We start from the raw sequence: 26,320 nt of genomic DNA, 5'->3' as shown, positions 1-26,320 counted from the left end.
GCTCACCCGGTCCGATGCGGCAACAAAGACCGGGGAGTCGGCGGAATATCGAGCTCAGGACACGATGTCCTTACGGCTGAACCCCCGGAAGGCGAAGGCGAACAGGATCAGGGCATACGTCACCGAGATCGCCGCGCCCTTCGCCATGCCGCCCCATTCCAGATCGGGCTGGAGCGCGTCCGCCCAGGCGAACTGCCAGTGCGCGGGCAGGAATTCGCGCCAGGAGCCGAGCGCGGTGACGGCGTCCAGCACATTGCCGACGATGGTCAGTCCGACCGCGCCGCCGACCGCGCCCAGCGGGGCGTCGGTCTTCGTCGACAGCCAGAACGCCAGCCCGGCGGTGACGAGTTGGGAGACGAAGACGAACGCGACGACGAGGGCGAGACGCGGCACGGTGGCCGACGTCGCGAGCGCGCCGCCGGTGGGGAGTTGGAGCGGCCCCCATCCGTACGCGGCGGTTCCCGCGGCCAGTGCGACCAGCGGCAGCAGCACCATCGCGGCCAGGCTGAAACCGAGCGCCACGACGAGCTTGCTCCACAGCAGTCTGGCCCGCGGCACGGGCGCCGCCAGCAGATAGCGCAGCGACGACCAACTGGCCTCGGAGGCGACGGTGTCCCCGCAGAACAGCGCCACCGGTACGACGAGCAGGAACCCGGCGGACACGAACAGGCAGGTCGCGGCGAAGTTCGCGGCGGACGCGGTCGCGGTGTCCATCAGCGTGATCCGGTCGCCGCCGCCCCGTGAGGACGGTGTGCCGCCGATCGCGAACGCGGTGATCAGGATGAACGGCAGCGCGGCCAGGACCCCGCCCATGAGCAGGGTGCGGCGCCTGCGCAGCTGACGTACCGCCTCGACGCGCAGCGGCAGGGTTCGCCGGGCGCGGTAGCCCGGGGCCTCGGCGGCCTCGGTGAGATCGGCTGCGGCACTCATGCGGAGCCTCCGGAGATCAGGGTGAGGAACGCGTCCTCCAGGCGGCGGTGGGGGCCGACACCGGTCAAGGGCACGTCCAGCCGGACCAGTTCGGCGATCAGCTCGGAGGAGGTGGCTCCGTCGAGCCGGACGAGCAGCCCGCGTCCGCCGTCCGTACGGACGGCCGAGCCGATCCCCGGCAGCGCCGCCACCTTCTCCACGAGGGGTTCGGCCACGTCCTGCGCGCTGGTGACGAGCAGCATGTCGCCGGAGCCGGTGATCTCGGCGACGGGGCCGGCCTGGACGAGCCGGCCGCGGTCCATGACCACGAGGTGGGTGCAGGACTGTTCGACCTCGGAGAGGAGGTGGCTGGAGACGATGACGGTACGGCCCCCGGCCGCGTACCGGATCATCACGTCGCGCATCTCCCGGATCTGGGGCGGGTCGAGTCCATTGGTCGGTTCGTCGAGGATGAGCAGGTCCGGCAGACCGAGCATGGCCTGGGCGATGGCGAGCCGTTGCCGCATGCCCTGCGAGTACGTACGGACGGCACGGGCCAGGGCGTCGCCGAGACCGGCGATCTCCAGGGCCCCCTCGATGTGCGCGTCCTCGGCGGGGCGCCCCGTGGCCTGCCAGTACAGCTCCAGGTTGGCGCGTCCGGACAGGTGCGGCAGGAAGCCTGCGCCCTCGACGAACGAGCCGACGCGCGACAGCACGGGCGCGCCCGGCCGGATGGCCTGCCCGAAGACGCGGATCTCGCCGTCGTCGGGCGTGATGAGGCCCATCAGCATGCGCAGGGTCGTGGTCTTGCCCGCGCCGTTGGGTCCGAGGAGCCCGAGCACCTGCCCCTTCTCGACCCGGAAGGACAACTCCTTCACGGCGAAGGCGGCCTCCCCCGTTCGAACGAAGCTGAGAGCTCGGCGAAGGTCGGCGGACCCGGCGTACTTCTTCGACAGGCCGCTGATCTGGAGGGGCACCTCGGCGAGCGCCGGATCGGGTGCGGGTGTGGCGGTACGGCGGCGGGCGGTGAGCAGCAGCAGGGCGGCGATCACGAGGGCGGCGGCCGGGAGCCCCCAGGTCCACCAGGGCAGGGTGGCCGGTGCGGTCCTCAGCGCGGGGACGGTGGGGACGGTCAGCGGGCCGAGGGTGGTGACCTCGTACGTCGTCGGCTCGGCCGGTGAGGCGTAGCCGAGGTCGGTGGCGGAGAGGACCAGGCGGAGCCGGTGTCCCGCGTCGAACGAGTGGTCGATGGCGGGCAGGGTCAGGGTCACGGGTCCGCCCTGTCGGTCCGGGGTGATCCGGAAGGGTGCGACCAGCTGGGAGGGCAGCACCTGCTGTCTGCCGTCCGGCGACACGTCGTACACCTTGCCGAACAGCACGGCGTCGCCGCGCCCCGCGTCGACGCGGACCCGCACGGTCGGGGAACCGGTGACGCGCAGGGACGTGTCCAGCGGGGCCGAGTCGAAGCGGGCGAACTGTCCGGGGAAGTCGATCGAGAGGCCGACGCCGAGGGAGGACAGCCGGGAGAGACCGCCGCCGATGCCGGGAACGGCGGAGATGGCGGGCGGGTTGGCCCCGGCGGGGTTACGGAACGTCTTGGTCCGACGCCCGAGGTCGAAGGTCTCACCGCCGCCGGTCAGCCCCGGGTACGTATCGCTGGTGGCCCCTCGGGTGAGTACCGCCCCGTCGGTGGAGTCGACGCCGCCGGTCCGGGTGACGCGGAATCCCGGGCCGGTGTCGGCGCCCTTGTCGCCCTTCAGGTAACGGTCGAACCAACCGGCGATCCGCTGCCTCACCCGGTCGGTCTCCGTCTCACCGCTGTCGTGCCCGCCGGCGATCCAGTCGACGGCGACCGGTGCGCCGTTGCCGCTGATCGCCTTGGCCATGGCGTCGGCCTGGCCGAGCGGGAAGAGGGAGTCGCTCTGGCCCTGGACGATCAGCGCGGGCACCTTGATGCGGTCGGCGACGGCGCTCGGCGAACGCTCGCTCAGCAGCGCACGCGCGGCGGCGTCCGGCTTTCCGTCGGCGGCGACCCGTTCGTACATCGCGCAGAGCCGCTGCTCGAACTTCTGGCAGCCGCCGCCGGTGGTGATGAAGATTCCGGCCCAGAGCTTCTTGAAGACCCCGTTGGGGAACAGCGCGTCGGCCAGGTTCCAGTAGGTGATCTGCGGTGCGATGGCGTCGACGCGCTTGTCGTACCCGGCGGCGAGGAGCGAGACGGCTCCGCCGTAGGAGGCCCCGGTGACCCCGACCCGCGGGTCGCCCTCCGCGTCGAGCTCCACCTCGGGCCGGTCCGCCAGCCAGTCGATCAGCCGGGACACGTCCCGGACCTCGCGGTCGGGGGCGTTGAGCGAGATCTTTCCGCCCGACTTCCCGAACCCGCGGGCGGACCAGGTCAGCACGGCGTATCCGGCACCGGCCAGCTGCTCGGCCTGCGCCCGCACGTCGTTCTTGCTGCCGCCGAACCCGTGCCCGATCAGCACGGCCGGCCGGCGTTCCGTGCCCCCGGTGGTGAAGTACGAGGTGTCGATGGACACCCCGTCGATCCGCATCATCCGGTCCTGGCGGTGCACGGCGGGCCCGCCGTCGTCGGCCGCGGCGGTCCAGACCCCCGCGCCGGCCAGCACGACGAGTACCGCGAGTGCCGCGGCCCATCGGCCGCGTTTACGGGGCGGCGGTCGCCACCACCGGGACGTACGCGTATCAGGGGTCTCCATGGCCCCGACTCTAAGACCGACCGGCAAATGAGGGGGGTGGAAGAAGGAGCGGGGCCGGGTGCGTGCGCCTGCAAGGCGGAGGGGGGAGGCAACGCGGAGGGGGCCCCTCCCATGCCTTTCGGGCTATGGGGGAGTTGTCGACCGACGACAACGCCGCGGATGTGCGTGCCCGGCCCCGCGACGCCGCCCCCCATTCGCCGGTCGGTCCAAGCGGGCGTTCGCCGCGTGCGGGCAGCCGCCAGGGGGGAACTCTCCCGCCCCCTTGCGGCGTAGGGCGTCCGTCCGCCGTACTCCGTACGCGGTATGCCGCGCGGCTCGGGCGGGCGCGTTCGGGCGGCCCCGCCCGGCGCGCCCGCGCAATCGGATCGCGCGAGACCGCAGGGGCTGGCACCCTGCCGACATGGATCACGCAGAGGTACTGCTCATCGGCGGGCGCGCGGGCGTAGGCAAGTCGACGGTGGCCTGGGAGGTCTCGGCGCAGCTGCGGGCCGTCGAGGCGGCGCACGCGGTGGTGGAGGGCGATCTGATGGGCCAGGTCCATCCGGCGCCGGAGGGCGATCCGCACCGGGCGGGAATCACCGAGCGCAACCTGACGGCGGTCTGGTCCAACTTCGCGGACCTCGGCTACCGGCGCCTGATCTATACGAACACGGTGAGCGTGCTGCCGGAGTCGGCGGCGATGTTCGAGCATGCGATGGGTGCGGACGTACGGATCGTGCGGGTCCTGCTCACCGCCTCCGACACCACGACGTACGGCCGGCTCGCGGGCCGCGAGATCGGCTCGGAACTCGGCCGTGAGGTGGCGAACAGCGTCCGCAAGGCCCGTCTCCTGGACGCACGTTCACCGGCGGACACGGTCCGGCTGGCGACGGACGGCAGGAAGGTCATGGACATCGCGCGCGAGGTGGTGGCCGTGACGGGGTGGGCGGATCCGGCGGGCACGAGCGGGACGGTGCTTTCGCCGTGAGGGCGGCGGCCTTCTGCGGTGCGTCGCTGCGAGGAGGGAGCGCGCCGGGAGCTCTTCGCAGCGCCGCCCGGTCCCGGCCCGTTGCCCGAGCGGCATCGGGTGCGGTTCACATGGTGTTGACGATGAGTCCGATGTGGGTGAAGTAGTTCAGCCCCCCGAAGAACAGGAACGCCAGTCCGGCCAGACCCCAGACGACCCCGATGACCGGGCTCATCCAGCTTCTGGGCCGACGCAGCGCGAACGGGAACAGGAGCGCGCCGATGCCCACCAGGACGTAGAGCCCGGACATGAAGCTCGCTTCCAGCACCGGCCACTTCGCGAACTCCCCGGAGATGGGTTCCTCCGGCGGCGCGGCGAAGAGGGTGTACTTCCAGCCCGCGGCGGCGATCCCGAAACAGGCGAGCCCGAGGCCGAACACGAAGACGGAGATGGGCGAGGCGACGCGGGACGTGCGAACGATGCGATCGGCGCTGTTGAGTTCGGCGCCGCGTTTCCAGAGGTAGAAGCTCGCCGCGAGAAGGAAGACGCCGAAGGCGAGTGCCGGCTCGCCGAAGATGACGTTGTCGAACGGGAAGCCCTGTCCGGCCAGCGGCCAGGTCAGGGTCATGTGGAGGCCGGTGGTCACCAGGGTGAAGCCGATGGCTCCGAAAGCCAGCACCCAGCCCTCGGGGGTGATGGTGCGTCCGGGTGTGAGGAGCTGACGCCCCAGCATCACCACGAGCAGCAGCCCGGCACCGGCGGCCACCGACATGATCGTGTTGTACGTCGGCATCCTGGTCCAGTCGATCTTCAGGCCGGTTGCCGCCAGGGAGATGGCATGGGGGGTCATTCGCGGAGCGTATCGCTGTATATGTTATTTATCGGGCATTAACTCTTCTGCCGGGGTCACGGGTCAGATCACGGCAGCCCCGGGGAGCGGGGCGTCGGCCGACGGATAGGGCGACTCGGGCGGCAGGAGTTCCGCCGCGTCGTCGAGCCGCCCGGCCGACACCCGTTCATGGATGCGCCGGGCGAGCGGGGTGACGTCGGTGATGGACACCGTCCACTCGTCCGCGTAACGCCGCGCCGCCTCGCCGGAGAGCCCGAGCTGGAGGGAGCGGTACGGGAGCCGGTTCAGGCGGAGATCGCGCTCGGGGTCCCACTGGACTCGGGCCGGGCTCCGGCGCAGGCTGCGCTGCCAGGCGGCCCGGTCGGGGTGGACCCCCCGCACGTAGTGGGACAGTTCGGAGCCGGCCAGGGCCCAATCGAAGCCCTCGCGAGTGATCTCGACGGCCAGGACGGTCTCCTGACCCTCCTTCGTGGCCCAGCCGCAGCGGTACATCATCCACAGGAAGCTCGGCTTGATCCATGTCATGCGGTCGCGCTTCCAGACGTCGGGGAAGCGCCCGTCGCGCGCGGCGGGACGGCCGATGTGCGGGGCGTACGCCTGGTAGACGGTGATGGTCGTGTCCGTGTACTGGGCGCGGATCTCGTGCTGTGGCCTGGTCGGGGCGGTCATGACCCCATCACAGCATCGGCCGGCCGGGTGCGGCGAGCGAGTTACCGCGCCGCGCGCGGCAGCCCGTACCGACGGCCGGCGGGACCTCAGGGCGCTCGCGGCCCGCCGACCGGCCGCCGGCCACGTCATCGGCGACGGCTGAAGGGGAGCCGCTTTCGCGGCTTCCCTTTTTCTGCTGTTCCCCGGCCGATTTCCAGCCGCATTCCGGCTGCTTTCCGGCCGCTTTCCGGCTGCGGCGGACGGGCCCGGTACGGACTCGCGAGCCCATCACCGCGAACGGGCCGGCTCCCGCCTGTTCCGGCCCCAGCCACGACGGTGCGAGGCGGCGCGATCCGGCGAAGGAGCAGGGAACCGGAGCCCGTGCCGCCGAGCGGGTCCGAACTCCCGCGACCGAGCGGACGACGATTACCTGAGAGGTAATTGAGATGGCCGCGCGCCGGTCATTACCGTCCCCGTATGGGCATGCGTTCCTCCGAAGACGACGGCGTCCTGGGGCTGCTTCTGCGTGACCTGCGGCGCCAGAAATCGCTCAGCAAGCAGATGCTTGCCGAGCGGGCCGGTTTTTCCCTGAACCACCTGAGGCGGATCGAGGCCTGCGAGCAGACCCCCGACGCCGAGACGGTTCTCCACATCGCCCAGGCGCTCGGGCTGCCGCCCGCGCACCGACAGCAACTCGTCGCCCGTGCGAGCGCGGCGGGAAGGCTGCGCTGGTACGACAGCGTGCCTCCGCTGCCGGATGACGTCCGCCCGGTTCTGGAGAAGGTGCTGACCGGTCATGAACCGTATCCGGCCATGGTCACCGACAGCTGCTGGAACATCGTGGCTCTCAATCACACGATGGAAATGCTGATGAGCGACGTCCCGGGCCATCTCCTGGCACCCGCCAATTTCCTCCGCATCATTCTTCACCCGGATGGACTGGCACCTCACCTGACCAATCTCGCCCAGGTTCGTCACCACGTCATACGCATGCTCCGGCGCTGGAGCGAAATCACCGGGGACGCCCGCCTGCGCGAATTGGAAGCGTCCATAGAAGGTCTTCCGGAGGCGCGGGGCACGGAATTATCCGACTCCGAGGGATCTGAATTCACTGATTCCGGCGAGGCGGACCGGCTGCTTCTCCCCATCGAACTGAACCGGGACGGCCGCCTCCTGACCTTCTTCCACATCGTCACCTCGTTCGGGGAGCGCCCCGGCACCCTGTTCTCCGATCTCCCCTGCGGTCCGCTGAGCGGCATCGCACTCGAATCGTTCCTTCCGGCGAACACCGAGACCCGGGTCCTCCTCGGTTCACCCACCCCGGTGCTCCCCGACGCCGGGGGCACGGCCGGCTCCACCCTGCACACACCTCCGGATCAGCAGCACGACAACGAAAGGAAGACCTCATGACGTCGTCCCAGAACGCGGGTACGGTCCCGGCGACGGGTGCCGCCCGTTCCGACAGCCTCCTGCGGTTCGCCCTCGTGGCGGACGTGGTCCTCACCGGTGCGAACGGCATCGGCTACCTCGCACTCGCCACGGTCCTGGACTCGTTCCTGGGAGTGCGCCTCGCGGTGCAGTACCCGGTGGGCGTGTTCCTCACCGTGTACGCCCTGTGGGTGCTGGTCGTCTCCCGCCAGGAGAACATCAACCGCGGCGCGGTCTCGGTCATCATCACCATGAACGTGGCCTGGGCCGTGCTCAGCGTCGCGACGGTCGCCATGGACTCGCTGAGCGCGACGGGCATCGGCAACGGATGGATCGTGTTCCAGGGCCTGGTGGTGGCGGCCATGGGGGCGCTCCAGTACGCGGGCCTGCGGCGCATGTGAGGGTGCGCCGGGCCGGGGCGGACCGGGCCGGCGCACCATCAGCGGGACGTCAGGGCCATGTCAGGACCCTCTGGCAGACTCTTCAATGTGAACGGGACGGGAAACCGGACCGGGAACACGGAGAGGTGCCCGGAGTGGTTTATCGGGGACCGCGCGCAAGCAAGGTCGGGCCCGCAAAGGTCCACGCAGGTTCGAATCCTGCCCTCTCCGCAGCACGCAGCAATGGATCCGGCCCTGCACTCCATCAGGAGCAGGGCCGGATCTGTCTGACTTCCCGCTGCGCGGCGGCAGACCGCATTACCCGTCTATTCTCGTGGGGCGTGCAGGATGACTTCCAGTGTCACAGCAGACAGCATCGACTTCGACAACACGCTCCGCGCCGTGGCGGAGTTCAGCGACAATCCCAGCGCGTTCCTGGCCCTCAGCAGCGGTAATTCCCGCTTCTCGCTGCCGGGTCTGCCCGGAGTGATCGTGTACCGGACCTCCGGCCCTTATCTGGTGCAGTTCGGCGGCCCCTTCTCTCCCCCGGACGCCGCGGGCCGGCTGCTCAAGGGCTTTCTGGAGTTCGCCGCCGCGCAGGATCGTACGGTCGTGTCGGTCCAGCTCCAGCAGGCGGAGACCGGCCTGTACACCGAGCACGGCTTCACCGTGAACCAGGTGGGCGCGTCGTACGCCATCGATCTGGCCGACTTCAGCCTGCGCGGCACGCGCTTCATGCAGCTGCGGAACAAGATCGCCCGTTCGTTCCGGGCCGGGCTCACCGTGACGGAGAGCCCTCTGGCGGACTGTGCGGAGGCGGTGGCCGAGGTCGACCGCGCCTGGCTGGGCAGCAAGGGCGAGCACGCCAAGCCGCTGGAGTTCCTGGTGGGTGAACTGGGCGGCGAGGCGCAGGCGCTGCGCCGTCTGTTCGTGGGCCGGATCGACGGCAAGCCCGTCGGGTACATCTCCTACTCCCCCGCCCACGGCAGCCGCAGCGGCTGGCTGCACGACCTCAGCCGCCGGCTTCCGGACAAGGTGCCGGGCATCATGGAGGCCATCAACCGGACGGCCATCGACACCTTCGTCTCCGAGGGCGCCGACTGGCTGCACTTCGGGTTCACCCCGTTCACCGGGCTGGACGAGGAGTACGAAGTGCCGGGCGCCAGCAAGGGGTTCGCCTGGTTCATGCGGTGGCTGCTGGCCAATGGCGCGGCCGTGTACCCGGCTCAGACGCAGCTGGCCTACAAGCAGAAGTGGGCGCCGCTGGTGCTGCCGGAGTACGTGGCCTTCCAGGGCGAGGCCCGGCTGAGCGGGCTCCTTCACATCTTCAAGGCGGCCAACGCCGTCTGAGGCGGCCACATCCGTCCGACCCGATCCGAGACCCGGGAGCTTGTCATGGGACCGACACCGGAGCAGTTGGAAGCCGCCGAGGGCCAGCTGCTGAACACCTTCTTCGGCCTGGCCGGCGACCCGGACAGCGCCGCCGCCGCTGCTGCGGCGGACCTGGCGCTGACGGAGCTGGACGCGCTGCTGGCCACGGTGCCCGAAGGGGCCTCCGCCTGAAGAACCACCGCCCGACGGTCGCCCCTCGCCGTCCGGAAGGCCCCCGGGACCCACCGGTCCCGGGGGCCTTCCGCGCCGTGCGCACCGTGTCCCGTCCGGCACCCGGCGGTGCGGGCGACGACGGACGACGGGCTGCCGACCGCGGGCCCGACGGGCTGCGGACACTGCGAACAGGCCCGGCGCAGTGCGGGCATGACGAGCGGGGGCCCGCCGGATCCGGTCCGGCAGGCCCCTGTGCGATGTCCGGGCGTCGGCCCGGGGCGGGTCGTTCAGTCCTGCGGCGGCAGGCCGTCGACCAGCACGATCTCGTCCGGAACCGGCCCGGCGGGGCGCTGCTCGGCCAGCCAGTCGAGGACGGCCCGGGGATCGAGGCGCGGCTTGCCGGAATCGGCCGAGGCCACCACCGGCCGGGGATCGTCCGCGTACTCGGGGCGAACCGCCTGCACGGCGTACCGGCCGGTGCCGCGCAGCAGGTCCTCCTCGGCCACGGCGGCCCGGAAACCGTTCGCGGTCAGCAGGTCCGTCACGAGCTGCACCCGGCCTTCGGTCGGGGTGCCCTTCTCGTCGTGGACCTCCATGCTGATCTGCTGGATCCGGGACCAGTGACGCTCGTCGACACCCCGCAGGACGTCCAGTTCCGCCCGCTGCACATCGATCTTCAGCAGATCGATGCGCTCCACTCCGGTCTCCTCGATCACGTCGGAGAGCGCCCTCAGCCGGCAGCGTCGCTCGGTGAGTTCGAAGTCCTTGGCGACCAGGGCCTCCACCTGGGCCAGGTGGTCGTCCCGGCCGGTGGCGCCGGTCTCCCGGGTGTTCGCGACGTACTGCTTGATCAGGTCGACCTCGTTGTCCAGGTCCGCGTAGTCACTGCGGCACGACATGATCGAGATGCCCGGATAGAAGTTGAAGACGATCTCCTGCTCCCGGTCGGACAGCCCGAAGGGCAGCAGCCGCGCGGAGACGCCGTGCCGCTCGACGTTGCTGCGCAGCACGTCGAAGACGTCGGGCACCGGTTCGTAGGCGAAAACGCGGGCCGAGGGGCAGCGGGCACCGACGAAGAGGCTGAACATTCCGATATTCGCACCCACATCGAAGACGACGGCGTCCTCGCGGAGAGTGATACCGCCCTGCAAGTAGGATTCGGCGGAAAAAATCTCGTCGTAGAGAAAACGCGTTTCGTGCGGATTTATCTCGGCGAGCTCGCTCAGCGGCCCGGCCGGTGAGAGGTCATTCGCGTTGTCCCAGCCCTGGATGCGCGCGGTCAGCCGGCCCGCGGCCGTCCGCTCCAGTCGCGCACGGGCGACACCGGGGTAGCGCAGAATCAGATCGCGCACATCGTCGAGTTCCGTCGTAGGCGCATCCGGCGAAGTGGTCCGGTCGGGCTTCGTCACGAGAAATTCCTCCGTCATCGACAATCGCTTTCCGGGGTGCGTGGAGCAGGGAGCGGTGTGCCGGGGCGTCGGGTCAGGACGCGACGGCGGTACTGCACAGCGGGGTACGTGCCACCACGAGCCGTTCGGCGCCGCCCAGCGCCGGGTCCTGGTTGAGGATCGCCATCATGCAGCTCTTGACGCTCGGCGAGGGCTCCATCCCGAACTCCTCGACCAGGCGGCTGCGCAACTGGTTGTAGGTCTGTATGGCCTCGGCCTGACGGCCGAGCCGGTAGAGGCACACCATCAACAGCTCGAACAGCCGCTCCCGCCAGGGGGCGAGGTAGGCGAGCATCTTCAACTCGCTCACGGCCTGCGCGTATCCGTCGATCGCGATGTCGAGCTGTATCCGTGTTTCCACGGCCGAGAGCCGGTTCTCCTCGAACTGGGCGGCGGCGCTCTGGCAGATCGGGCCGCCCGTGACACCCTCCAGCGGTGCGCCGTGCCAGAGCGACAGGGCCCGGTCGAACAGCTCCCTCGCGGCGACGGGATCATTCCGCATCAGCCCGCGTGCCTGTTTCGTCAGGGAGCCGAAGAGATGGACGTCCACCTCCAGCGGATCGACGTCCAGCACGTAGCTGGACGGGCGGGTGATGAGCCGCCGGCAGACGAACTCGTCGCCGAGCTCCGCACGGAGCACCTTCCGCAGCCGGGCCACCTGGGCCTGTAATGCGTTTCCGGGCTGACTCGGTATTCCTTCCTCCCACAGCTCCTCGAAGAACTGCTCCTTGGTCACCGGCTCACCCGCCTTCAGGAGCAGCAGCGCGAGCAGTGTGCACTGACGGGCACCCCGTAAAGCGGTCAGGCCGGTTCCGCTTGTTATTCCAACTGAGCCAAGAACCCTGAATGTCACGAATCCCCCCGCGTCCAATCGTCCGTTGACCGTCGGGAAGGGCCGTCACTCGTCGAATGGATATCGAGCATGCCCCTCGCTCGACCAACTGTGCAGGAGGGCAATTGGCAAAGTCCATTACCCACTCAGTAATTGACGCCGCACCGGGGTCGTGATAAAACCCATTCTCGGCGCGGTGTGCAAAAAAACAGCCAAGAATACCTGTGCGTCGGCCGGTACGGCCGAGCGTCCGCGTACCATCCGGCGCGCGGGCCCGGCGGCACCCGATGCCGCGCGGCGACGCGCGGTCCGGCACCGTCGGACCCGGCCGTGACACTCACGCAGCCTGCGGTTCCGCGCCGTTGCGGGCCTCGTCGCTCACCTTCCCGAGGAAGGCGGCCACCTCGCGGTACGACGCCCAGACCGACACCTCGCGGTACGGGATGGAGTGCTCCGCACAGTAGTCGATGACCATCGGCCGCACATGCCGAAGATTGACACGGGGCATGGCGGGGAACAGATGATGCTCGATCTGGTAGTTCAGCCCCCCGTACATGAAGTCGGTCAGCCGGCTGGACCGGATGTTCCGCGACGTCAGGACCTGGCGGTGGAGCCAGTCGAGCTGGACATCGCTGCGGTAGACGACCATGCCCTTGTGGTTCGGGGCGAAGACGGCTCCCAGATACAGGCCGAACACCGCCTGGTTGAGGAGCACGAACACCACGCCGGTCAGTGGTGACAGCACGGTGAACACGGCGGCCAGGCAGACCACGGCGTGCACCCCGATCAGCCCGAGTTCCAGGACGGGCCGGCGCAGCCCGCCCGCGCGCGCCGCCTTGAAGCCGGACGCGTGCAGCCGCCAGGCCTCCTGCCCCAGCAGCACGAAGAACATCACCGACTGGAAGCGGATGACGAACCGCCTGAAGCCGCTCGTCGCCTTCGCCGGCATCTCGTCCACGTCGAAGATGACCTGACGGCGCATCGTGTCCGGGTCGCGGTCGAGGTTGTTGGGGTTGCTGTGGTGCCGGTTGTGGTGGTTGATCCACCAGCCGTACGCGGTGCCCATCAGCAGATTCATGTGGATGGCGCCCAGCACCTCGGACGGCACCTTGGCCTTGCTGATCTGCTTGTGGCCCGTGTCGTGCGCGATGAAGCCGGTCTGGACGAAGGCCAGTCCCAGCACGACCGCCGTCACCAACTGCCACCAGGTGTCCCCGAACCAGAACAGGGCCACCCAGCAGGCCCCGAACAGCACGAGGTTGGAGATTATCTTGAAGGTGAAGTAGTCCTTCCGGGGATCCATGAGCCCGGCCTGCTTGACCTGTTCGGACAGCTCCTCGAAGGAGCCTGTCGGCGAGATGGTCAGCGAGTCCTGTCGGGCGGGCATGAGCGTTCTCCTTCATGTCGAGCCGAATGGCGCCGCGGTCAGGCCGCGGTGAACACGAGCACGGCGTTCTGTCCCCCGAATCCGAAGGAGTTGCTCAGCGCGACTCCGATCGGCAGGGCCCGGGGCGCCTTCGCCACGATGTCGACCTCGATGGCGGGGTCGACGCTGTCGAGGTTGGCGGTGGGCGGCACGGTCCCGTGTTCCAGGGCGAGGACGGTGAGCGCCGCCTCGATGGCTCCCGCGGCGCCGAGCGAGTGCCCGGTCACGCCCTTGGACGAGGTCACGGCGGGGCGCGTCCCGAACACCCGTTTCAGCACCCGGGCCTCGGTGAGGTCGTTGAGCGGGGTCGAGGTGCCGTGCGCGTTCACGTGGTCGACCTCGTCCGGGGCCACCCCCGCGTCGCGCAGAGCCGTGCGGATCGCGCGTTCGGCGCCGCGCCCCTCGGGGTCGGGGGCGGTGGCGTGATGGGCGTCGGCCGACGCCCCGTACCCGCTCAGCCGGGCCCTTACCCGGGCGCCGCGGGCGCGGGCGTCGGCCTCCCGCTCCAGCACCAGCACCCCCGCGCCCTCCGCCGCCACGAATCCGTCCCGGTCGGTGTCGAACGGGCGGGAGGCCGCGGCCGGATCGTCGCTCCGTCTGGAGAGTGCTCCCATCCGGGCGAATCCGGTCAGTACCGTCGGGGTCAGGCTCGCCTCGGTGCCGCCCGTGATCACCACGTCGCAGGTGCCGGACCGCAGCAGGTCCCGCGCCGTGCCGATGGCGGTGGCGCCCGAGGCGCATGCCGTGGCGGTGACCAGGTTGGGACCGAGGGCGCCGAACTCCATGGCCGCGTAACCGGACACCATGTTGACCGCGGACATCGGCACCAGCATCGGCGAGACGGAGGCCGCTCCCTGCCGGTCGAGGGTGCGGACCTGCTGCTCGAAGGTGGCGGTGCCGCCGAGGGCGTTGCCGAGGACCACACCGACCCGGGCCCCGTCCCAGTCGGCGGGGTCGAGCCCGCTCTCGTGGACGGCCTCCGCAGCGGCGATCAGGGCCAGTTGCACATAGCGGTCGAGCCGCCAGGCCCGCCGCTTGCCGAAGTGGGCCACCGGGTCGAAGTCGGCGGCGCGGCAGCTGAAGTCGACCGGCAGCCCCGCCAGAGCGGCATCGCGGGCCGCGGTCGGTTCGGCGTCCAGGACCCGCGTCCAGTTCTCCGCCACCCCGATGCCCGCGGGAGTCGCCAGGCCGAGGCCGGTGACCGCGATGTCACGGGCCCCGGCGCTGTCGCGGTCAGAGATCACAGCACGGCGCTCTTGCTGTCGACGAGGGCGATCAGGTCCTTGACCGATGATTCGGCGCCGACCTCCTCGTCGTCGATCTGTATGCCGAACTCACCGCCGGCGACCAGGGCGAATTCGACCAGGGCCAGCGAGTCCAGGTCGAGATCGCGCATCGTGGTGTCCTCGGTGACCTCCTCCGGCTCGACTCCGAACCGGCTGACGAGAACCTCGGTGATCCGGTCGAGAACGCTGGGCATCTCTGTCTCCTTAGTACGCATGGGGGGTGGGACGGGTGGTGTGACGGTGTGCCGGTGTGCCGGTGCCTGCCGTCAGACGGCGTCCAGCTGCGGCCAGCGCAGCGTGGTGGAGCCCCAGGCGAGGCCGCCTCCGAAGGAGGTGAGCACCACCGAGTGGCCGGCACGCAGGGTGCCGTCGGCCACCGAGTCGGCGAGCAGCAGCGGGACGGACGCCGCCGCGGTGTTGCCGACCCGGTCGATGTTGGACAGGGCGCGTTCGCCCGGCAGCCCGAGCTGTTCGGCGAGGGCGTCGAGAATGCGGGAGTTGGCCTGGTGGGCGGCGAGCCGGTCGAGGTCCCGCACGGTCCAGCCGGCCCGGTCGACGACCTTGCGCACGGAGCCGGTCATCCGCAGCACCGCGTGCCGGAACACCTGCTTGCCCTGCATGGCGAAGTAGTGGCCACGGGGCCCGGCCGGCAGGCCGCTGCCCCGCTGGCGCGAACCTCCGGCCGGTACCTCGATCAGATCGGAGAGGTGCCCGTCGGTGCCCAGGTCGAACCCGCCGAGCGCGCCGGGCTCGTCCGCCTCGCCGCGGCGCAGTACGACGGCTCCGGCACCGTCCCCGAAGATCGGACCGGTGGTGCGGTCCCGGGGGTCGAGCAGTGTCGAGTAGGCGTCCGCGCCGATCACCAGGACGTCGTCCGCGGCACCGGAGGCGATCAGGCCCGCCCCGGTCGCCAGTGCGTAGACGAATCCGGCGCAGACGGCCCCGATGTCGAAGGCCGGGACGCCGTCCAGACCGAGCCGCGCGGCCACCTCCGGGGCGGTCGCCGGGCAGGGGCGGTCCGGGGTGGTGGTGGCGAGGACCACCGCGCCGACGGATTCCTGCTGCGCCGACTTCAGGGCCCTGGCCCCGGCCTCGACGGCGAGCGAACCGGTCGACATCCCGGGCTCGATCACATGACGCTGCCGGATGCCGGTACGGGTCCGGATCCACTCGTCCGAGGTGTCCAGCCGGGCGACGAGCTCCTCGTTGGTCACCACCCGGGGCGGCAGCCAGGCGCCGAGCCCGCACAGCACCGCGGCCGGTCCGGTCGGCCGCCCGGCCGCGGCCGGGCCCGTCATGCGAGGGCCTCTTCCAGCCCCATGTACTTCAGGCGCTTGGCCTTCATGTCGTCGGACCACTGGTCGGCGGTGTCCTGCCGCTCCTGCGGGGTGGTGTCGATCAGCCGCCGGCCCGGCCAGATCTCGTAGTCGCCCACCACGTCACCGTGGCGGCGCAGCCCCTCCTGGAACCTCTCCTCGCGCCAGTGCACCATGTCGTGGGTGGGGAGCTCCTCCCACATGTCCATGCCGCGGCGGATGAGTTCGACGACCCGGTCCTTGTCCTGCGGGTGGTCGACCAGGTGGCGGCGCGCGATGTCCGCCCCGACCGTCAGATGACGGATCTCGTCGATGCCGGCGCCCTTGTCGATCTCCGCCGCCGCCGGGTCGAGGGGACGCCACTTGCGCTCGCTCAGTTCGGCGGCGGGGGCCAGGGCGCCCTCCAGGATGATGGTCATCATCACGACGCCGCCGATGAAGTCGCGGTCGTCACGCATGATTTCCAGGCTGCGCTGCTCCAGCGGCCCCAGCACGCTGTCCTTGTACGGCGAGGCGAAGGTGTCGACGGCCTCGACCAGCCGCTCGGGGGCGATGCCCAGCGCCAGCAGGTGGTTGCGGAAGACCATGGCGTGCCGGCACTCGTCCAGCACCTGGGTGGCGTAGAACTCCATGGTGTCGTTGTCCGGCGCGATCGGGACCAGGTACGACAGCACCCGGGTGGCCTTCTCCTCGGCCAGTGCCCGGAAGGCGTACTCCTGGGTGATGGCCTCGAAGAACGGCCCCTCCAGCATGTACGGGGCCACGGTGAGCGCGGGGTCGTGTCCGTCCGGCCTGCCGCGCAGGGTGCCCTGCGGTACGGCCTGCAGCCAGTAGCGGAGGTTGCAGTCCGCCGCGGTGAGCTCCAGGTCCATGGCGCCTTCGAGCAGCCCCGGGGCCTGGTCCCAGTCCGCCTCGGCGGGAATCTGCGTGGTCATGTGGTTTCCTCCTCGATCCGGATGTGACCGGGGTGAAGATGCCCGGCGAAGTACAGCAGTGGGGCTCCGCCGCCCTCGGCCGCGCAGGCCGTCACGGTGGCCAGTACGACCATGTGGTCCCCGGCCGGAACGCATTCGTGCACCCGGCAGTGCAGCCAGCTCAGGGCGGACCGCAGCTTCGGCACACCGCCCTCGCCCGGCGTCCACTGCACCCCTTGGAACTGGGCGCGTCCCGGGCTCTTGGAGCGGCTGGCGAAGTGCCGGGCCAGCGCGGACTGGTGGGCGGCGAGCACATTGACGGTGAAGTCGCGGTGCTGCGTGATGCGCGGGAGCAGCGAGCTGTCGTTCTGCAGGCAGACGGAGATCAGCGGAGGTTCGTGGGAGACGAAGGAGAACGCGCTGACCGTGCTGCCGTGCACCGCGTCCCCGCTGCCCACGGTCACCACCGACACCCCGGTGGGGAACCGCCGGGCCGCACTCCACACCGTGGTCTCGACGACCGGCCGGTGCGCCGTGCCGATCGGCGAGCTCATGAGGTGGCGGACTGGCGGGCGGGAGCCGGGGCGGGGGCGGAGGCCGGGGGCCTTCCCGGTCCCTGCTCCACGGCCGCTTCCAGCGCGGCGAACTGCGGATGGACGACGGGCTCGAAGCTGACGCCGAACGGCTTCAGGAAGTTGCCGAACAGGGCCCGGTCGCCGCACAGATGGATGGGGAGGGCGAGCAGCGCCCACTCGTTGCCGATGAGCAGGATCCACAGCAGGGCGACGACGCCCTGGGTCGCCATGCTGTGCATGGTGTTGTACAGCACGTAGTACGCCTTCGGTATCCGCTTGGTCCTGCTGCGGTGATAGGCGATGGCGCCGGGGATGTAGCCGATCAGGTCGATGTAGACGAAGAGCAGGGCGAAGGGCCACCAGCGGATGTCGCCCAGGTGCCGGAAGAAGAAGTAGAAGCTGACACCGAGGGCGAAGAGGTATTCGAGCCGGATCAGCCGGTAGGTGGCCTTGGTGTCGAAGCGGTTCAGCGCATCCATCAGGCGCCTCCTCGGGCGGAGAGCGAGTGGGCCGGCTCCGGAGCGGGACCGGGCAGATCGGTGAGCGCCTCGCCGCCCTCCAGCACCGTGATGGAACCGAAGAGCCCTTCGAGCACGGAGCAGATGGCCCGCTTGATCACGCGTTCGGCGATGGGGTCCATGATTCCCACGAGGCTCTCGATGCCGAAGTCGTAGGTGACCTCGAAGCGGACCTCGATGCCGGAGCCGGCCGGGGTGAGCTGCCAGCTGCCGCGGAATTCCTCGAAGTCGCCGTCGGTCTGGTCGAATTCGATCCTCAGCTTCTCCGGATCGAGGATCTCCGCCTCGTTCCAGCGCATGATGCCGCGCCGGAAGTTGACCTCCCAGTCGCTGTCGCGGGGTGCGTCGGGGGCGGTGGGCCGGTGGGTCTCGACGACGTGGATGTCCTCCGCGATGTCCGCGAAGCGGGTGAAGTCCGCGATGGTCTCGAAGGCCGCCGAGGGGTTCTCGGTGTCCAGGGCCACCAGGAGGTGAATGCTTCTCACGGTGATTCTGCTCCAGTTGTCGGAGGGGGAGGGGCGGCCGTACGGTCCGGTGGCTCAGGCGAGGACGGCGCGGGCGGCCTTCTCGAAGGCGTCGAGGAGGAACTGCACGTCGTCCTGGCTGAGCACCGCCGGTGGGGTCAGCCGCATGACGGTGGAGGAGTTGAGCGAGTGGTTGGCGAGGACACCGGCGCCGATCAGCTCCAGGAGCAGGTCCCCTGCCAGTCCGGGCACGGTGAACTCCAGGCCGATGAGCAGGCCCGCCCCGCGCACTTCGAGCAGCCGGTGGCCGAGCACCTCGCGGGCGATCCGCTCCAGCTCGGTCAGCAGCAGCCGCCCCAGCTCGTCGGACCGTTCGACCAGGGAGTCCTCCTTGATGGCGGCGAGCGCCCCGCGGGCGGCGGCCATCGCGAGCGGGTTGCCGGAGAAGGTCGAGGTGTGGATGAACGGGTCCTTGTCGAAGGGCCGGAACACCTGAGGGGTCGCGACCAGCGCCGAGACCGGCACCACACCGCCGGCCAGTCCCTTGCCCACCAGGAGGATGTCCGGCACGACGCCCTCCCGGTCGGCGCCCCACCAGGTGCCGAGGCGGCCGAGTCCGGTCTGGATCTCGTCGAGCACGAAGAGCGCGCCGTACTCGCGGCAGAGCCGGGCGACGTCCCGCAGATAGCCCTCGGGCGGCACGATCACACCGGCCTCGCCCTGCACCGGCTCGACGATGACGCAGCCCTCTCCGGGGAAGCGCGCCAGCTCGGCCTCCAGGGCGGCGGCGTCGCCGTACGGCACGTGCGAGACCTGCGGGAGCAACGGCCGGAACGGCTCCTGGAAGACGTCCTTCGCGGTGAGGCTGAGGGCTCCCATGGTCTTGCCGTGGTAGCCGAGGTCCATGGAGATCAGACGGCCGCGGCCCTGGGCGCGCGCCAGCTTGATGGCGCCTTCCACCGCCTCCGCACCGGATCCCGCGAAGTGCACCTTCTGCAGCCCGGCGGGAACGACGTCGATCAGTGCCTCGGCCGCGTCGACGACGGCGGGTTCGAGGAGCAGCCGGGTGGCGACCGGGTTGGTGTTGAGCTGCCGGGTCACCTCGGCGACGACCCGGGGGTGCCGGGCGCCCATCAGGAAGACGCCGTATCCGCCGCAGTTGAGGATGCGGCTCCCGGACGCGGTGTGGATCCAGGGGCCCTCGGCGGCGACCTCCACATCGCCGCCGAACATCTCGCCGAGCGAGGCGCGGCCCTTGCTCAGGAAGCGGCGGTAGCGGGTGACGAGGTCGGCGTACGGGTCCTTGGCGGGGGCCGGCGCGGTGTCGGTGTACGTGGTGGTCATCGTGGACGCTCCCGGTGTCATGCCACGACCAGCGGCTGGCCGGCGTAGTAGTCGAGCAGGCCGTCGACGGTGCTGGTGCGCGACGGCGGGTGGAAGGCGATCGCGTGGGTCGCCGCGGCGAGGTACGCGATGTCGGAGGAGGAGATGAAGGCCATGCCACCGAGCATCTCGACGGCCTGTGAGGTGATCTCGGCGATCAGCTTCTGCACACCGAAGCGGGTGACCAGCGCGGCCGCGAGCCCGTCGTTGTCGGTGTCGCCGTCCATGACGCGCCGGGCCAGTCCCTCGGTGAGCGCGGCCGCGGTCTCGATGCCGACGGCGAGCGCCCCGCGGTCGGCGGCGGAGCCCCGTCCGCGCTTGAGCACCCGGTCGACCAGGGAGCTGGCCATGCCGGTGTAGGCGGCGCACACGATCATCTGGAACCAGATCAGGCCGACCTCCTGGAGCTCGCTGAGGTCCTCGGCCAGTTCGGCCGGTGGCTGAAGGATCTGGCGATCGGTCACGAACACATCGGTCAGACGCACCTCGTTGCTCTCGGTGCCCTGCAGCGCGCTGGTCTTCCAGAAGGGGTGCACGCTGATGCCGGGGGTGTCGGCGGGCAGGATCAGGAAGCCCATGTCGACCGAGCCGTCCGGCCGGCGCATCCCGACGCTCGCGGTGATCAGGTCCATGGACTTCGACAGGCTGCACGGTTTCTTGGAGCCGGTCAGCAGATATCCGCCGTCCACCGGCCGGGCCTCCATGGTGGGGCTGAGGATTCCCTGTTCGGTGCGTCCCTCGGCGAAGGCCGAGGCCACCAGCAGGCGTTCCTGGGAGACCCGCTTCAGCAGCAGCTCGTCGAGGTCCGTGCCGTCCGCGAAGGTGTCGGCGACACCGAAGAGCGTGCCGATCGAGAAGTGGTGCATGGCCGTCGCCACGGAGAGGGAAGGAGCCGCGGCACCCAGGGCGCGCACCACCCGGGCCGCCTGGAGCGCGGTGGCGTCCGCCCCGCCGAACGCGGCGGGCACCAGCAGATTGGATCCGCCGTGGTCGCGGAAGATCCCGACGGCGGGGCTGTCGCCGGACTCCAGTTCGGCGAAGGGGACTTCGGCCAACCGGTCCAGCAGGCCGGGCAGCAGCGCGTCACAGGTATCGCGGTCGGCTTGCATGAACTGCATTACTGCTCCTCAGAGTTGTTTTCCGGCGTGGCGGTCGGCAGCGGTCCGGGACGCATCCCGGCGAGCTCGGCGTAGGCCCCGAACACCGCCTCGCGCGGCCTCACCCCGGTGGCGCGGGAGACGCCCTGCAGATGAGTGGTGCGCAGCATCGGGTAGTTGGCCTCGCCGAAGGCGCCGCCGGTACGCCCGGTGCCGCCGTGCGTCGGCAGATAGGGCAGGAACCCGATGTGCGAGTCGTTGACCTTGAGCAGACCGCCGTTGGAGACCTCGTTCACGAAGCGGTCGGCGACGGCCTCGTCCCTGGTCCACAGCGAGTTGCGCAGCCCGTAGGGGTTGCTGTTGACATAGGCGAGCATCCGGTCGAGCAGTTCGCCGTCGGGGGCCTGCTCGGGCACGATGACCGGCAACAGCGGGAAGAACGTCTCCTCGGCGACAGCCTCGATGTCCCGGCAGTGTTCGAGGCCGTCCACCCGCAGGACGGTCGGTTCCAGGAAGAGGCCCGTGTCGGAGGGCGTGCCGTCGGTCTCCATCCGGCGGGCGCCGTGGATCATGGTGGCGCCCTTGTCCAGTGCGTCCTGGACGTAGGCGTAGAAGCGCTCGCTGCGCAGTACGGGGGAGAGCAGCGCGCCGGGGTCCTCGGGCAGTCCCGGACGGATCAGTGACGCGGTCAGCCGCAGGCGTTCCAGCAGTTGCTCGGCGACGGCGGGGTGCACGATCACCTGGTTGGGCACCATGCAGATCTGCCCCGAGCCGAAGAAGCACTCGACGAGTGCCTCGCAGGCGGCCTCCAGATCGGCGTCGTGCCAGATCAGCACGGCGTCGTTGCCCGCGAGTTCGAGGACGGGCTTCTTGCCGTGCGCGACGCAGTCCCGTTCCAGCTCCAGGCCGGTGGTCACGCCCCCGGTGTAGAAGATGTCGTTGATGTGCGGGCTCTCCAGCCAGCTCTTGATGGCCGGTCCGGGGCGGGAGCAGAAGACGTTGAGCGTGCCGGGGGGCGCGCCGATGTCGTCGAGCGCCGGGGCGACCAGCTCACGCATCGCGTACATGACGCCGAGCGGTGCGCTGCGCGGGGCCCGTACGACCACGGCGTTGCCGGCGATCAGCGGGGTGATCCCGAACAGGGCGCTGCTGGCGGGAGCGTTCTGCGGCGGGTTGACGGCGACCACGCCGTCCGCCACGCGCCGTACGGTCATCCGGCGGCCGGCGTGCTCGATGCTCTGCTCCATCTGCCGGGCGCACCAGCCGAGGGTCTCCTCGCTGAAGATCTCCAGCAGACCGGCCACCTGCCATTCGGCGAGCGCCCTGGGGTTTCCTTCGGCGATGAGCAGATCGACGAACTCCAGGTGGTGGCGGAGCAGCCGTTCGCGGATTCCCCGGCCCAGCGCGAGACGTCGTTCCAGCGGAAACCGTGCCCACACCGGAGCCGCCGCGGCCGCTTCGCGGGACGCCTCTTCGACCGTGCGGTCGTCGGCCAGCGCGCAGCGTCCCACGACAAAGTCCGCCGCGTCCGCGGGATCGGCTTTACCACGCTCCAGTTTCCGCTTGAGTGTCAGACTCCTGAACACGTCGTCAAGAATCGACGACGTCTTCACCGTGTAGACGTGTCTTTCCGCTGGCACCTCATGTCCGGCGATATACGAGTCGTAGCTGAGGAACACGGGTCGGGGCGGTCGCGAACCACTCGTGGCGACTTGTCCGAAGGTCCCTGTGGGAGATTCCACGATTCGACGTCTTCCTTCCGAGGTGCTGGATGCTCGACGCTGCGGAGACAAAGGCTGCGGAAACACGGAAGTGGCCGAAAGCTGCGCGACTCGGCCCGTCGGCGATTCTTGCAGGGCGCACTGATACGGCCCTGACGGTCGACTGACCCATCCGAATACTGGACGGGCACGACGCCACACGTCCGAGATCAGGACAGTCCGGATTCTTATCGCCGATTCGCCGTTTATTTACGAGGAGGACAACACCGGGTCGGGCGATTAAAAGCCCTGCGGCCATGGGCGCATCATTCCGGCCAAAGTTTATTACAGCTCACGGCCGGGCCGGGAAGGGCGAAGTCCGGCTGCCTACCATGGACAAATGCGCGGACACACGATGGCCAGCGGACACACGAAGCCCAATCGAATCGGCCCCATGCTCCGGGAGTGGCGCCACCGACGCAATCTGAGTCAAATGGCGCTCGCCCTGCTGGCGGAGACATCCAGCCGTCATCTGAGCTTCATAGAGACGGGGCGCGCCAGGCCGAGTCGCGAACTGCTGCTGCGGCTCTGCGACCAGTTGGACGTGCCCGTGCGTCAGCGCAACGGTTTGATCATGGCCGCCGGATATGCGCCAGCCTATGAGGAGACTCCGATCGGTGAGTCCCACATGGATCGAGCCAATGAGGCCGTCGAGCGGCTCCTCACCGGCCACGAGCCGTACCCCGCCCTGGTCTTCGACACCGTTTCGGACATGTGCCGCGCCAACAGGTCGGCGATGGCGCTGCTGGACGGTGTCGCCGAGGAGCTGCTGCTGCCGCCCGTCAACGTCGTGCGGCTCGGGCTGCATCCGATGGGTATGGCGCGGCGGATCACCAACTTCGCCGAGTGGCGCCGGCATCTGCTCGCCCGGCTGAGGCGCGATGTCGCGTTCACCAACGACGAGCGGCTCGGTGCCCTGTACGAGGAGGTCCGCGCCTACCGCTACCCGTCGGGTCTGCTGGAGTCGGAGCCGAGCATCCCCGATCCCGCGGAAGCCCACCGCGTCGCGATTCCGCTGCACATCCGGGCGCTCGGGACCGAGTTGAGATTCTTCAGTGCCGTGACCGCCTTCGTGGCGCCCGCCGACGCCACACTGGCCGAGCTGACCATAGAGACGTTCTATCCCGCCGACACGCACACGGCCGCCACGCTCCACTCCCACCACTGGAGCGAACATCTGCGCGCGGCGGTCCCGGAGGGCTGTCCCCTGCTGCCGACCGGCCGTTGAGCGCACCCGCGACCGCGGGTGCGCTCAACGGTTCCGGGTCCGGGTGCGCTCGGCAGGCCCGGGATCCGGGTGCGGACGGTGCGGGCCCGGAAGGTCTTCTCGACCGCCGTGCGCTCAGACGGTCTCCTCGACCCCCGTGCGCTCGGCAGGCTTCGTCGGCGCGGGCTTTCCCGGCAGCAGCTGGATGGCGACGACCAGGACGAGCGCGAGGGCGGCCAGGTACACCAGCCCGGCGTCCAGCCCGTCCGCCGCGCTCGCCGGGGCGGCGTCGACGCTGCCGTAGTAGATGATGCCGATCAGCGCGACGCCCAGCGCGTTGCCCACCTGCATCATCGTGGTCAGAACCCCGGAGGCCGCACCGGCCAGGCGGGGCGGAATACCGGCCAGGACGGTCGAGTTGAGCGGCGCCATCACCATTCCCATCCCCGCTCCGTCGAGCAGCAGGGCCGGGGCGAGCAGCCAGATGTTCCCCTCGACGCCGATGCGGGACACCGTGAGGAAGAGCAGCAGCTGGCCGACCGCGATGAGCACGCCGCCGAGGGCCAGGGCCTGTCGTCCCAGCCAGGCGCCGAGCCGTCGCCCGGAGACGGACGTGACGAAGAACCCGACGCCCATGACCGTGAAGGTGAGGCCGGAGTCCAGTGCGCTCAGGCCGCGGCCCTGCTGCAGATACAGCGCGAGGACGAGGAAGAACGAGGCCATCCCCGAATAGAAGACGATCACCGCGAGCAGTCCGACGGTGAACGCACGCTGACGGAAGAGCCCCGGATCCAGCAGGGGCGAGCCGCCGCTCGCCGACAGCCGCCGCTGATGCAGCAGGAAGGCCCCGAGGAACGGCACGGCGAGGATCAGGCACACCCAGGTCCAGGCCGGCCAGCCCGCCTCCCGGCCTTCGACCAGCGGCAGCACCACGGCCACCAGCCCCAGGGTGACCAGCACCGTCCCGGGGATGTCGAGCCGGCTGGCCCCCTCCGCGCGTGACTCCGAGATCAGCTTCGGGGTCAGCAGCAGAGCGGCGGCCCCGATCGGCACATTGATCAGGAAGCAGCTGCGCCAGCCCAGCCCGGCGACATCGGCCTGGATCAGCGCCCCGCCTATCAGCTGGCCGCCGACCGAGGCCGAGGCCAGGACCAGGCCGTACGCCGTGAACGCCCGAGCGCGCGAGGCGCCGGTGTACGTGACCCCGAGAATGGTCAGCACCTGCGGCGAGAGCACCGCGGCCCCGATGCCCTGGGCGACCCTGGCGAGCACCAGCACCGGTGCGTCGGGCGCGATCCCGCACACCAGCGAGGCCGCCGTGAACAGCAGCAGCCCGATGACGTACAGACGGCGCCGGCCGAAGATGTCACCCAGCCGTCCCGCCGTGATCAGGCCACAGGCGTACGCCAGCCCGTATCCGGCCACGATCAGCTGGACCTGGGCCGTACTCGCGCCGAGTTCGCTCTGCACCGCGGGGATCGCGACGTTCACGATGAAGAAGTCGAGTACGACCATGAAGGTGCCGGCCAGGATCACCGGCAGCGCCAGGGAGCCGGTTCCCTCGGCGGTGGCGCGGCCCGCTTTCGGTGGTGCGGTGTTGGCGTCGTCCACAGCGCTCTTCCCCACGCTCGAACCAGTACAAGTCCTCCCACCTTCCGCGCGCGGCGGAGAGGGTGTCGATTACCTGCCAGGTAATTGTTCCGGCCACTGCCCGCTGCCTAGCGTCGAATGGTACGGACGCGAGGCGGCGGTGGCGGCAAGGCCCCCGTCCGTCGCGGCACAAGCGCGGGAGGGGCAGATGGTCCAGGAGAACGCGGGGCTCGGCGCCGCTTGGTTCCACACCGGCCGGGCACGGCCCGACGCGGCGTGCCGGCTGTACGTGTTCCACCACGCGGGCGGGTCGGCCGCGACGTACGCCCGCTGGGCGCAGATGCTGCCCGACGACGTGGAGGTCGCGGCGGTCCAGCTGCCCGGCCGGCAGAACCGCCGCGCCACACCGGCGTTCACCGATCTGGACGACCTCGTCGAGGCCGTCTACGAGGCCTTGGAGGACGACCTCGACGGACGTCGCTTCGCGTTCTTCGGGCACAGCATGGGCGCGCTGATCGCCTACCGGCTGACCCTCGCCCTGCAGAAGGACGGTGCGCCCGCCCCCGCTCTGCTCGCGGTCTCCGGATGGGAGGGGGGCGCTCACCGGCCGAGCCCGGTGCCCGTCGCCCAGCTCTCCGACGGGGAATTCCTGGCCCGGGTCGAGGAGTTCGGGGGCCTGCCGCCGGAGGTCACCGGGAACCGTGAGCTGCTCGACCTCGTACTCCCCACGCTGCGTGCCGACTTCACCGTGGTCAACGGATACACGGACGACCGTGCGCGGGTCGACTGCCCGGTGGTGGCCTACGGCGGGGCCTCGGACCCGCTCCTGGGCGGGGGCGCCATGGGCGCCTGGGCGGACCGGGCGGACGCGTTCCAGGGACTCAACGAGCTGCCGGGCGGCCACTTCTACATCTACGAGCAGGCCATGGCGGTGGCCGCGGATCTGGCGCGCCGGCTGCGGCGCGGCGCGGCGGGCCCGCGCCGGGGCTGACACCGGCCCCGGCCCCGGCGCCGGTTTCGGTGCCGGGGCCGGTTTCGGTGCCGGGGCCGGTTTCGGTGCCGGGGCCGGTGCGGCAGCCGA

The 26,320-nt window shown here is 70.3% G+C and carries 25 protein-coding genes and 1 tRNA gene; 8 read left to right on the top strand and 18 right to left on the bottom strand.

Going from position 1 to position 26,320, the window contains the following annotated elements; all coding sequences use genetic code 11:
- Positions 1–54: 54 nt before the first annotated feature.
- Both ACIQCZ_RS08420 and ACIQCZ_RS08415 read right to left on the bottom strand, forming a co-directional pair.
- On the bottom strand, positions 55–930 hold the full coding sequence (locus tag ACIQCZ_RS08420) for an ABC transporter permease (RefSeq protein ID WP_402280719.1): 876 nt from the start codon (positions 928–930) through the stop codon (positions 55–57).
- Entirely contained in the window at positions 927–3,626 is a 2,700-nt protein-coding gene (locus ACIQCZ_RS08415) for an alpha/beta fold hydrolase (RefSeq protein ID WP_402280718.1), read from the bottom strand. Before ACIQCZ_RS08415 ends, ACIQCZ_RS08420 begins: the two co-directional genes overlap by 4 nt.
- Before the next feature lie 400 nt (positions 3,627–4,026).
- Between ACIQCZ_RS08415 and ACIQCZ_RS08410 the strand changes: the two genes are divergently transcribed.
- Positions 4,027–4,593, top strand: a complete 567-nt coding sequence (locus ACIQCZ_RS08410; protein ID WP_402280716.1) for an AAA family ATPase — start codon at positions 4,027–4,029, stop codon at positions 4,591–4,593.
- A 106-nt stretch (positions 4,594–4,699) separates the two neighbouring features.
- Here ACIQCZ_RS08410 and ACIQCZ_RS08405 read toward each other — a convergent pair whose 3' ends face one another.
- Positions 4,700–5,422, bottom strand: coding sequence for a DUF981 domain-containing protein (locus ACIQCZ_RS08405; RefSeq protein ID WP_402280714.1), 723 nt, complete (start codon positions 5,420–5,422; stop codon positions 4,700–4,702).
- Positions 5,423–5,485: 63 nt separating this feature from the next.
- Entirely contained in the window at positions 5,486–6,091 is a 606-nt protein-coding gene (locus tag ACIQCZ_RS08400; RefSeq protein ID WP_402280712.1) for a DUF4291 domain-containing protein, read from the bottom strand.
- Positions 6,092–6,547: 456 nt separating this feature from the next.
- On the opposite strand from ACIQCZ_RS08400, the gene ACIQCZ_RS08395 reads away from it, so the two are divergent.
- The 5 genes from ACIQCZ_RS08395 (at position 6,548) to ACIQCZ_RS08375 (ending at position 9,441) form a co-directional block, all read left to right on the top strand.
- Entirely contained in the window at positions 6,548–7,480 is a 933-nt protein-coding gene (locus ACIQCZ_RS08395; protein ID WP_402280710.1) for a helix-turn-helix domain-containing protein, read from the top strand.
- Positions 7,477–7,899, top strand: coding sequence for a hypothetical protein (locus ACIQCZ_RS08390; protein WP_351080467.1), 423 nt, complete (start codon positions 7,477–7,479; stop codon positions 7,897–7,899). Before ACIQCZ_RS08395 ends, ACIQCZ_RS08390 begins: the two co-directional genes overlap by 4 nt.
- 119 nt (positions 7,900–8,018) lie before the next feature.
- Positions 8,019–8,109 (top strand) — tRNA-OTHER (locus tag ACIQCZ_RS08385).
- A gap of 117 nt (positions 8,110–8,226) precedes the next feature.
- Positions 8,227–9,228: a bifunctional lysylphosphatidylglycerol flippase/synthetase MprF gene (locus ACIQCZ_RS08380; RefSeq protein ID WP_402280708.1), complete on the top strand. Its 1,002-nt coding sequence runs from the start codon at positions 8,227–8,229 to the stop codon at positions 9,226–9,228.
- Positions 9,229–9,273: 45 nt separating this feature from the next.
- The gene (locus tag ACIQCZ_RS08375) at positions 9,274–9,441 is read left to right on the top strand and encodes an ABC transporter ATP-binding protein (RefSeq protein ID WP_376270144.1); all 168 of its coding nucleotides are present in this window, start codon (positions 9,274–9,276) and stop codon (positions 9,439–9,441) included.
- A gap of 269 nt (positions 9,442–9,710) precedes the next feature.
- Here ACIQCZ_RS08375 and ACIQCZ_RS08370 read toward each other — a convergent pair whose 3' ends face one another.
- From ACIQCZ_RS08370 to ACIQCZ_RS08310, 13 genes are all read right to left on the bottom strand, one after another.
- Positions 9,711–10,832 carry an FkbM family methyltransferase gene (locus ACIQCZ_RS08370; RefSeq protein ID WP_402280706.1) on the bottom strand — a complete coding sequence of 374 codons (1,122 nt, stop codon included), beginning with the start codon at positions 10,830–10,832 and terminating at the stop codon, positions 9,711–9,713.
- Between the two features lie 73 nt (positions 10,833–10,905).
- A complete protein-coding gene (locus ACIQCZ_RS08365; RefSeq protein ID WP_402280705.1) occupies positions 10,906–11,724 on the bottom strand; it encodes a BTAD domain-containing putative transcriptional regulator in 819 nt (272 codons plus the stop codon).
- Between the two features lie 316 nt (positions 11,725–12,040).
- On the bottom strand, positions 12,041–13,090 hold the full coding sequence (locus tag ACIQCZ_RS08360; RefSeq protein ID WP_376288998.1) for a fatty acid desaturase family protein: 1,050 nt from the start codon (positions 13,088–13,090) through the stop codon (positions 12,041–12,043).
- A 38-nt stretch (positions 13,091–13,128) separates the two neighbouring features.
- Positions 13,129–14,373, bottom strand: coding sequence for a beta-ketoacyl-[acyl-carrier-protein] synthase family protein (locus ACIQCZ_RS08355; protein WP_402280704.1), 1,245 nt, complete (start codon positions 14,371–14,373; stop codon positions 13,129–13,131).
- Positions 14,370–14,609, bottom strand: a complete 240-nt coding sequence (locus tag ACIQCZ_RS08350) for an acyl carrier protein (RefSeq protein ID WP_376270152.1) — start codon at positions 14,607–14,609, stop codon at positions 14,370–14,372. The genes ACIQCZ_RS08355 and ACIQCZ_RS08350 overlap by 4 nt, the downstream gene beginning before the upstream one ends.
- A 72-nt stretch (positions 14,610–14,681) precedes the next feature.
- A complete protein-coding gene (locus tag ACIQCZ_RS08345; protein WP_402280703.1) occupies positions 14,682–15,713 on the bottom strand; it encodes a beta-ketoacyl-ACP synthase III in 1,032 nt (343 codons plus the stop codon).
- Complete coding sequence (locus ACIQCZ_RS08340; RefSeq protein ID WP_351080483.1) at positions 15,710–16,666, bottom strand: VlmB-like protein; 957 nt, start codon at positions 16,664–16,666, stop codon at positions 15,710–15,712. Before ACIQCZ_RS08340 ends, ACIQCZ_RS08345 begins: the two co-directional genes overlap by 4 nt.
- Entirely contained in the window at positions 16,663–17,199 is a 537-nt protein-coding gene (locus tag ACIQCZ_RS08335) for a flavin reductase family protein (protein ID WP_402280701.1), read from the bottom strand. The genes ACIQCZ_RS08340 and ACIQCZ_RS08335 overlap by 4 nt, the downstream gene beginning before the upstream one ends.
- A complete protein-coding gene (locus ACIQCZ_RS08330) occupies positions 17,196–17,699 on the bottom strand; it encodes a hypothetical protein (protein WP_402280700.1) in 504 nt (167 codons plus the stop codon). The genes ACIQCZ_RS08335 and ACIQCZ_RS08330 overlap by 4 nt, the downstream gene beginning before the upstream one ends.
- The gene (locus tag ACIQCZ_RS08325; protein ID WP_376209634.1) at positions 17,699–18,223 is read right to left on the bottom strand and encodes a type II toxin-antitoxin system RatA family toxin; all 525 of its coding nucleotides are present in this window, start codon (positions 18,221–18,223) and stop codon (positions 17,699–17,701) included. Before ACIQCZ_RS08325 ends, ACIQCZ_RS08330 begins: the two co-directional genes overlap by 1 nt.
- Positions 18,224–18,277: 54 nt before the next feature.
- Positions 18,278–19,546 carry an aspartate aminotransferase family protein gene (locus tag ACIQCZ_RS08320; protein ID WP_376209636.1) on the bottom strand — a complete coding sequence of 423 codons (1,269 nt, stop codon included), beginning with the start codon at positions 19,544–19,546 and terminating at the stop codon, positions 18,278–18,280.
- Positions 19,547–19,563: 17 nt separating this feature from the next.
- Entirely contained in the window at positions 19,564–20,703 is a 1,140-nt protein-coding gene (locus tag ACIQCZ_RS08315; protein ID WP_402280698.1) for an acyl-CoA dehydrogenase, read from the bottom strand.
- Positions 20,703–22,268 carry an aldehyde dehydrogenase family protein gene (locus tag ACIQCZ_RS08310; protein WP_402280696.1) on the bottom strand — a complete coding sequence of 522 codons (1,566 nt, stop codon included), beginning with the start codon at positions 22,266–22,268 and terminating at the stop codon, positions 20,703–20,705. The genes ACIQCZ_RS08315 and ACIQCZ_RS08310 overlap by 1 nt, the downstream gene beginning before the upstream one ends.
- Positions 22,269–22,782: 514 nt before the next feature.
- On the opposite strand from ACIQCZ_RS08310, the gene ACIQCZ_RS08305 reads away from it, so the two are divergent.
- Positions 22,783–23,670, top strand: coding sequence for a helix-turn-helix domain-containing protein (locus ACIQCZ_RS08305; RefSeq protein WP_402280694.1), 888 nt, complete (start codon positions 22,783–22,785; stop codon positions 23,668–23,670).
- Between the two features lie 114 nt (positions 23,671–23,784).
- On the opposite strand, the gene ACIQCZ_RS08300 is transcribed toward ACIQCZ_RS08305, so the two are convergent.
- Positions 23,785–25,275 carry an MFS transporter gene (locus ACIQCZ_RS08300; RefSeq protein WP_402280692.1) on the bottom strand — a complete coding sequence of 497 codons (1,491 nt, stop codon included), beginning with the start codon at positions 25,273–25,275 and terminating at the stop codon, positions 23,785–23,787.
- A gap of 172 nt (positions 25,276–25,447) precedes the next feature.
- On the opposite strand from ACIQCZ_RS08300, the gene ACIQCZ_RS08295 reads away from it, so the two are divergent.
- The gene (locus tag ACIQCZ_RS08295; protein ID WP_402280690.1) at positions 25,448–26,230 is read left to right on the top strand and encodes a thioesterase II family protein; all 783 of its coding nucleotides are present in this window, start codon (positions 25,448–25,450) and stop codon (positions 26,228–26,230) included.
- Positions 26,231–26,320 lie beyond the last annotated feature (90 nt).

This window comes from Streptomyces sp. NPDC093149 (genome assembly GCF_044754145.1).
Lineage (GTDB): Bacteria > Actinomycetota > Actinomycetes > Streptomycetales > Streptomycetaceae > Streptomyces.
This window is presented reverse-complemented; position numbering and strand designations above follow the sequence as displayed.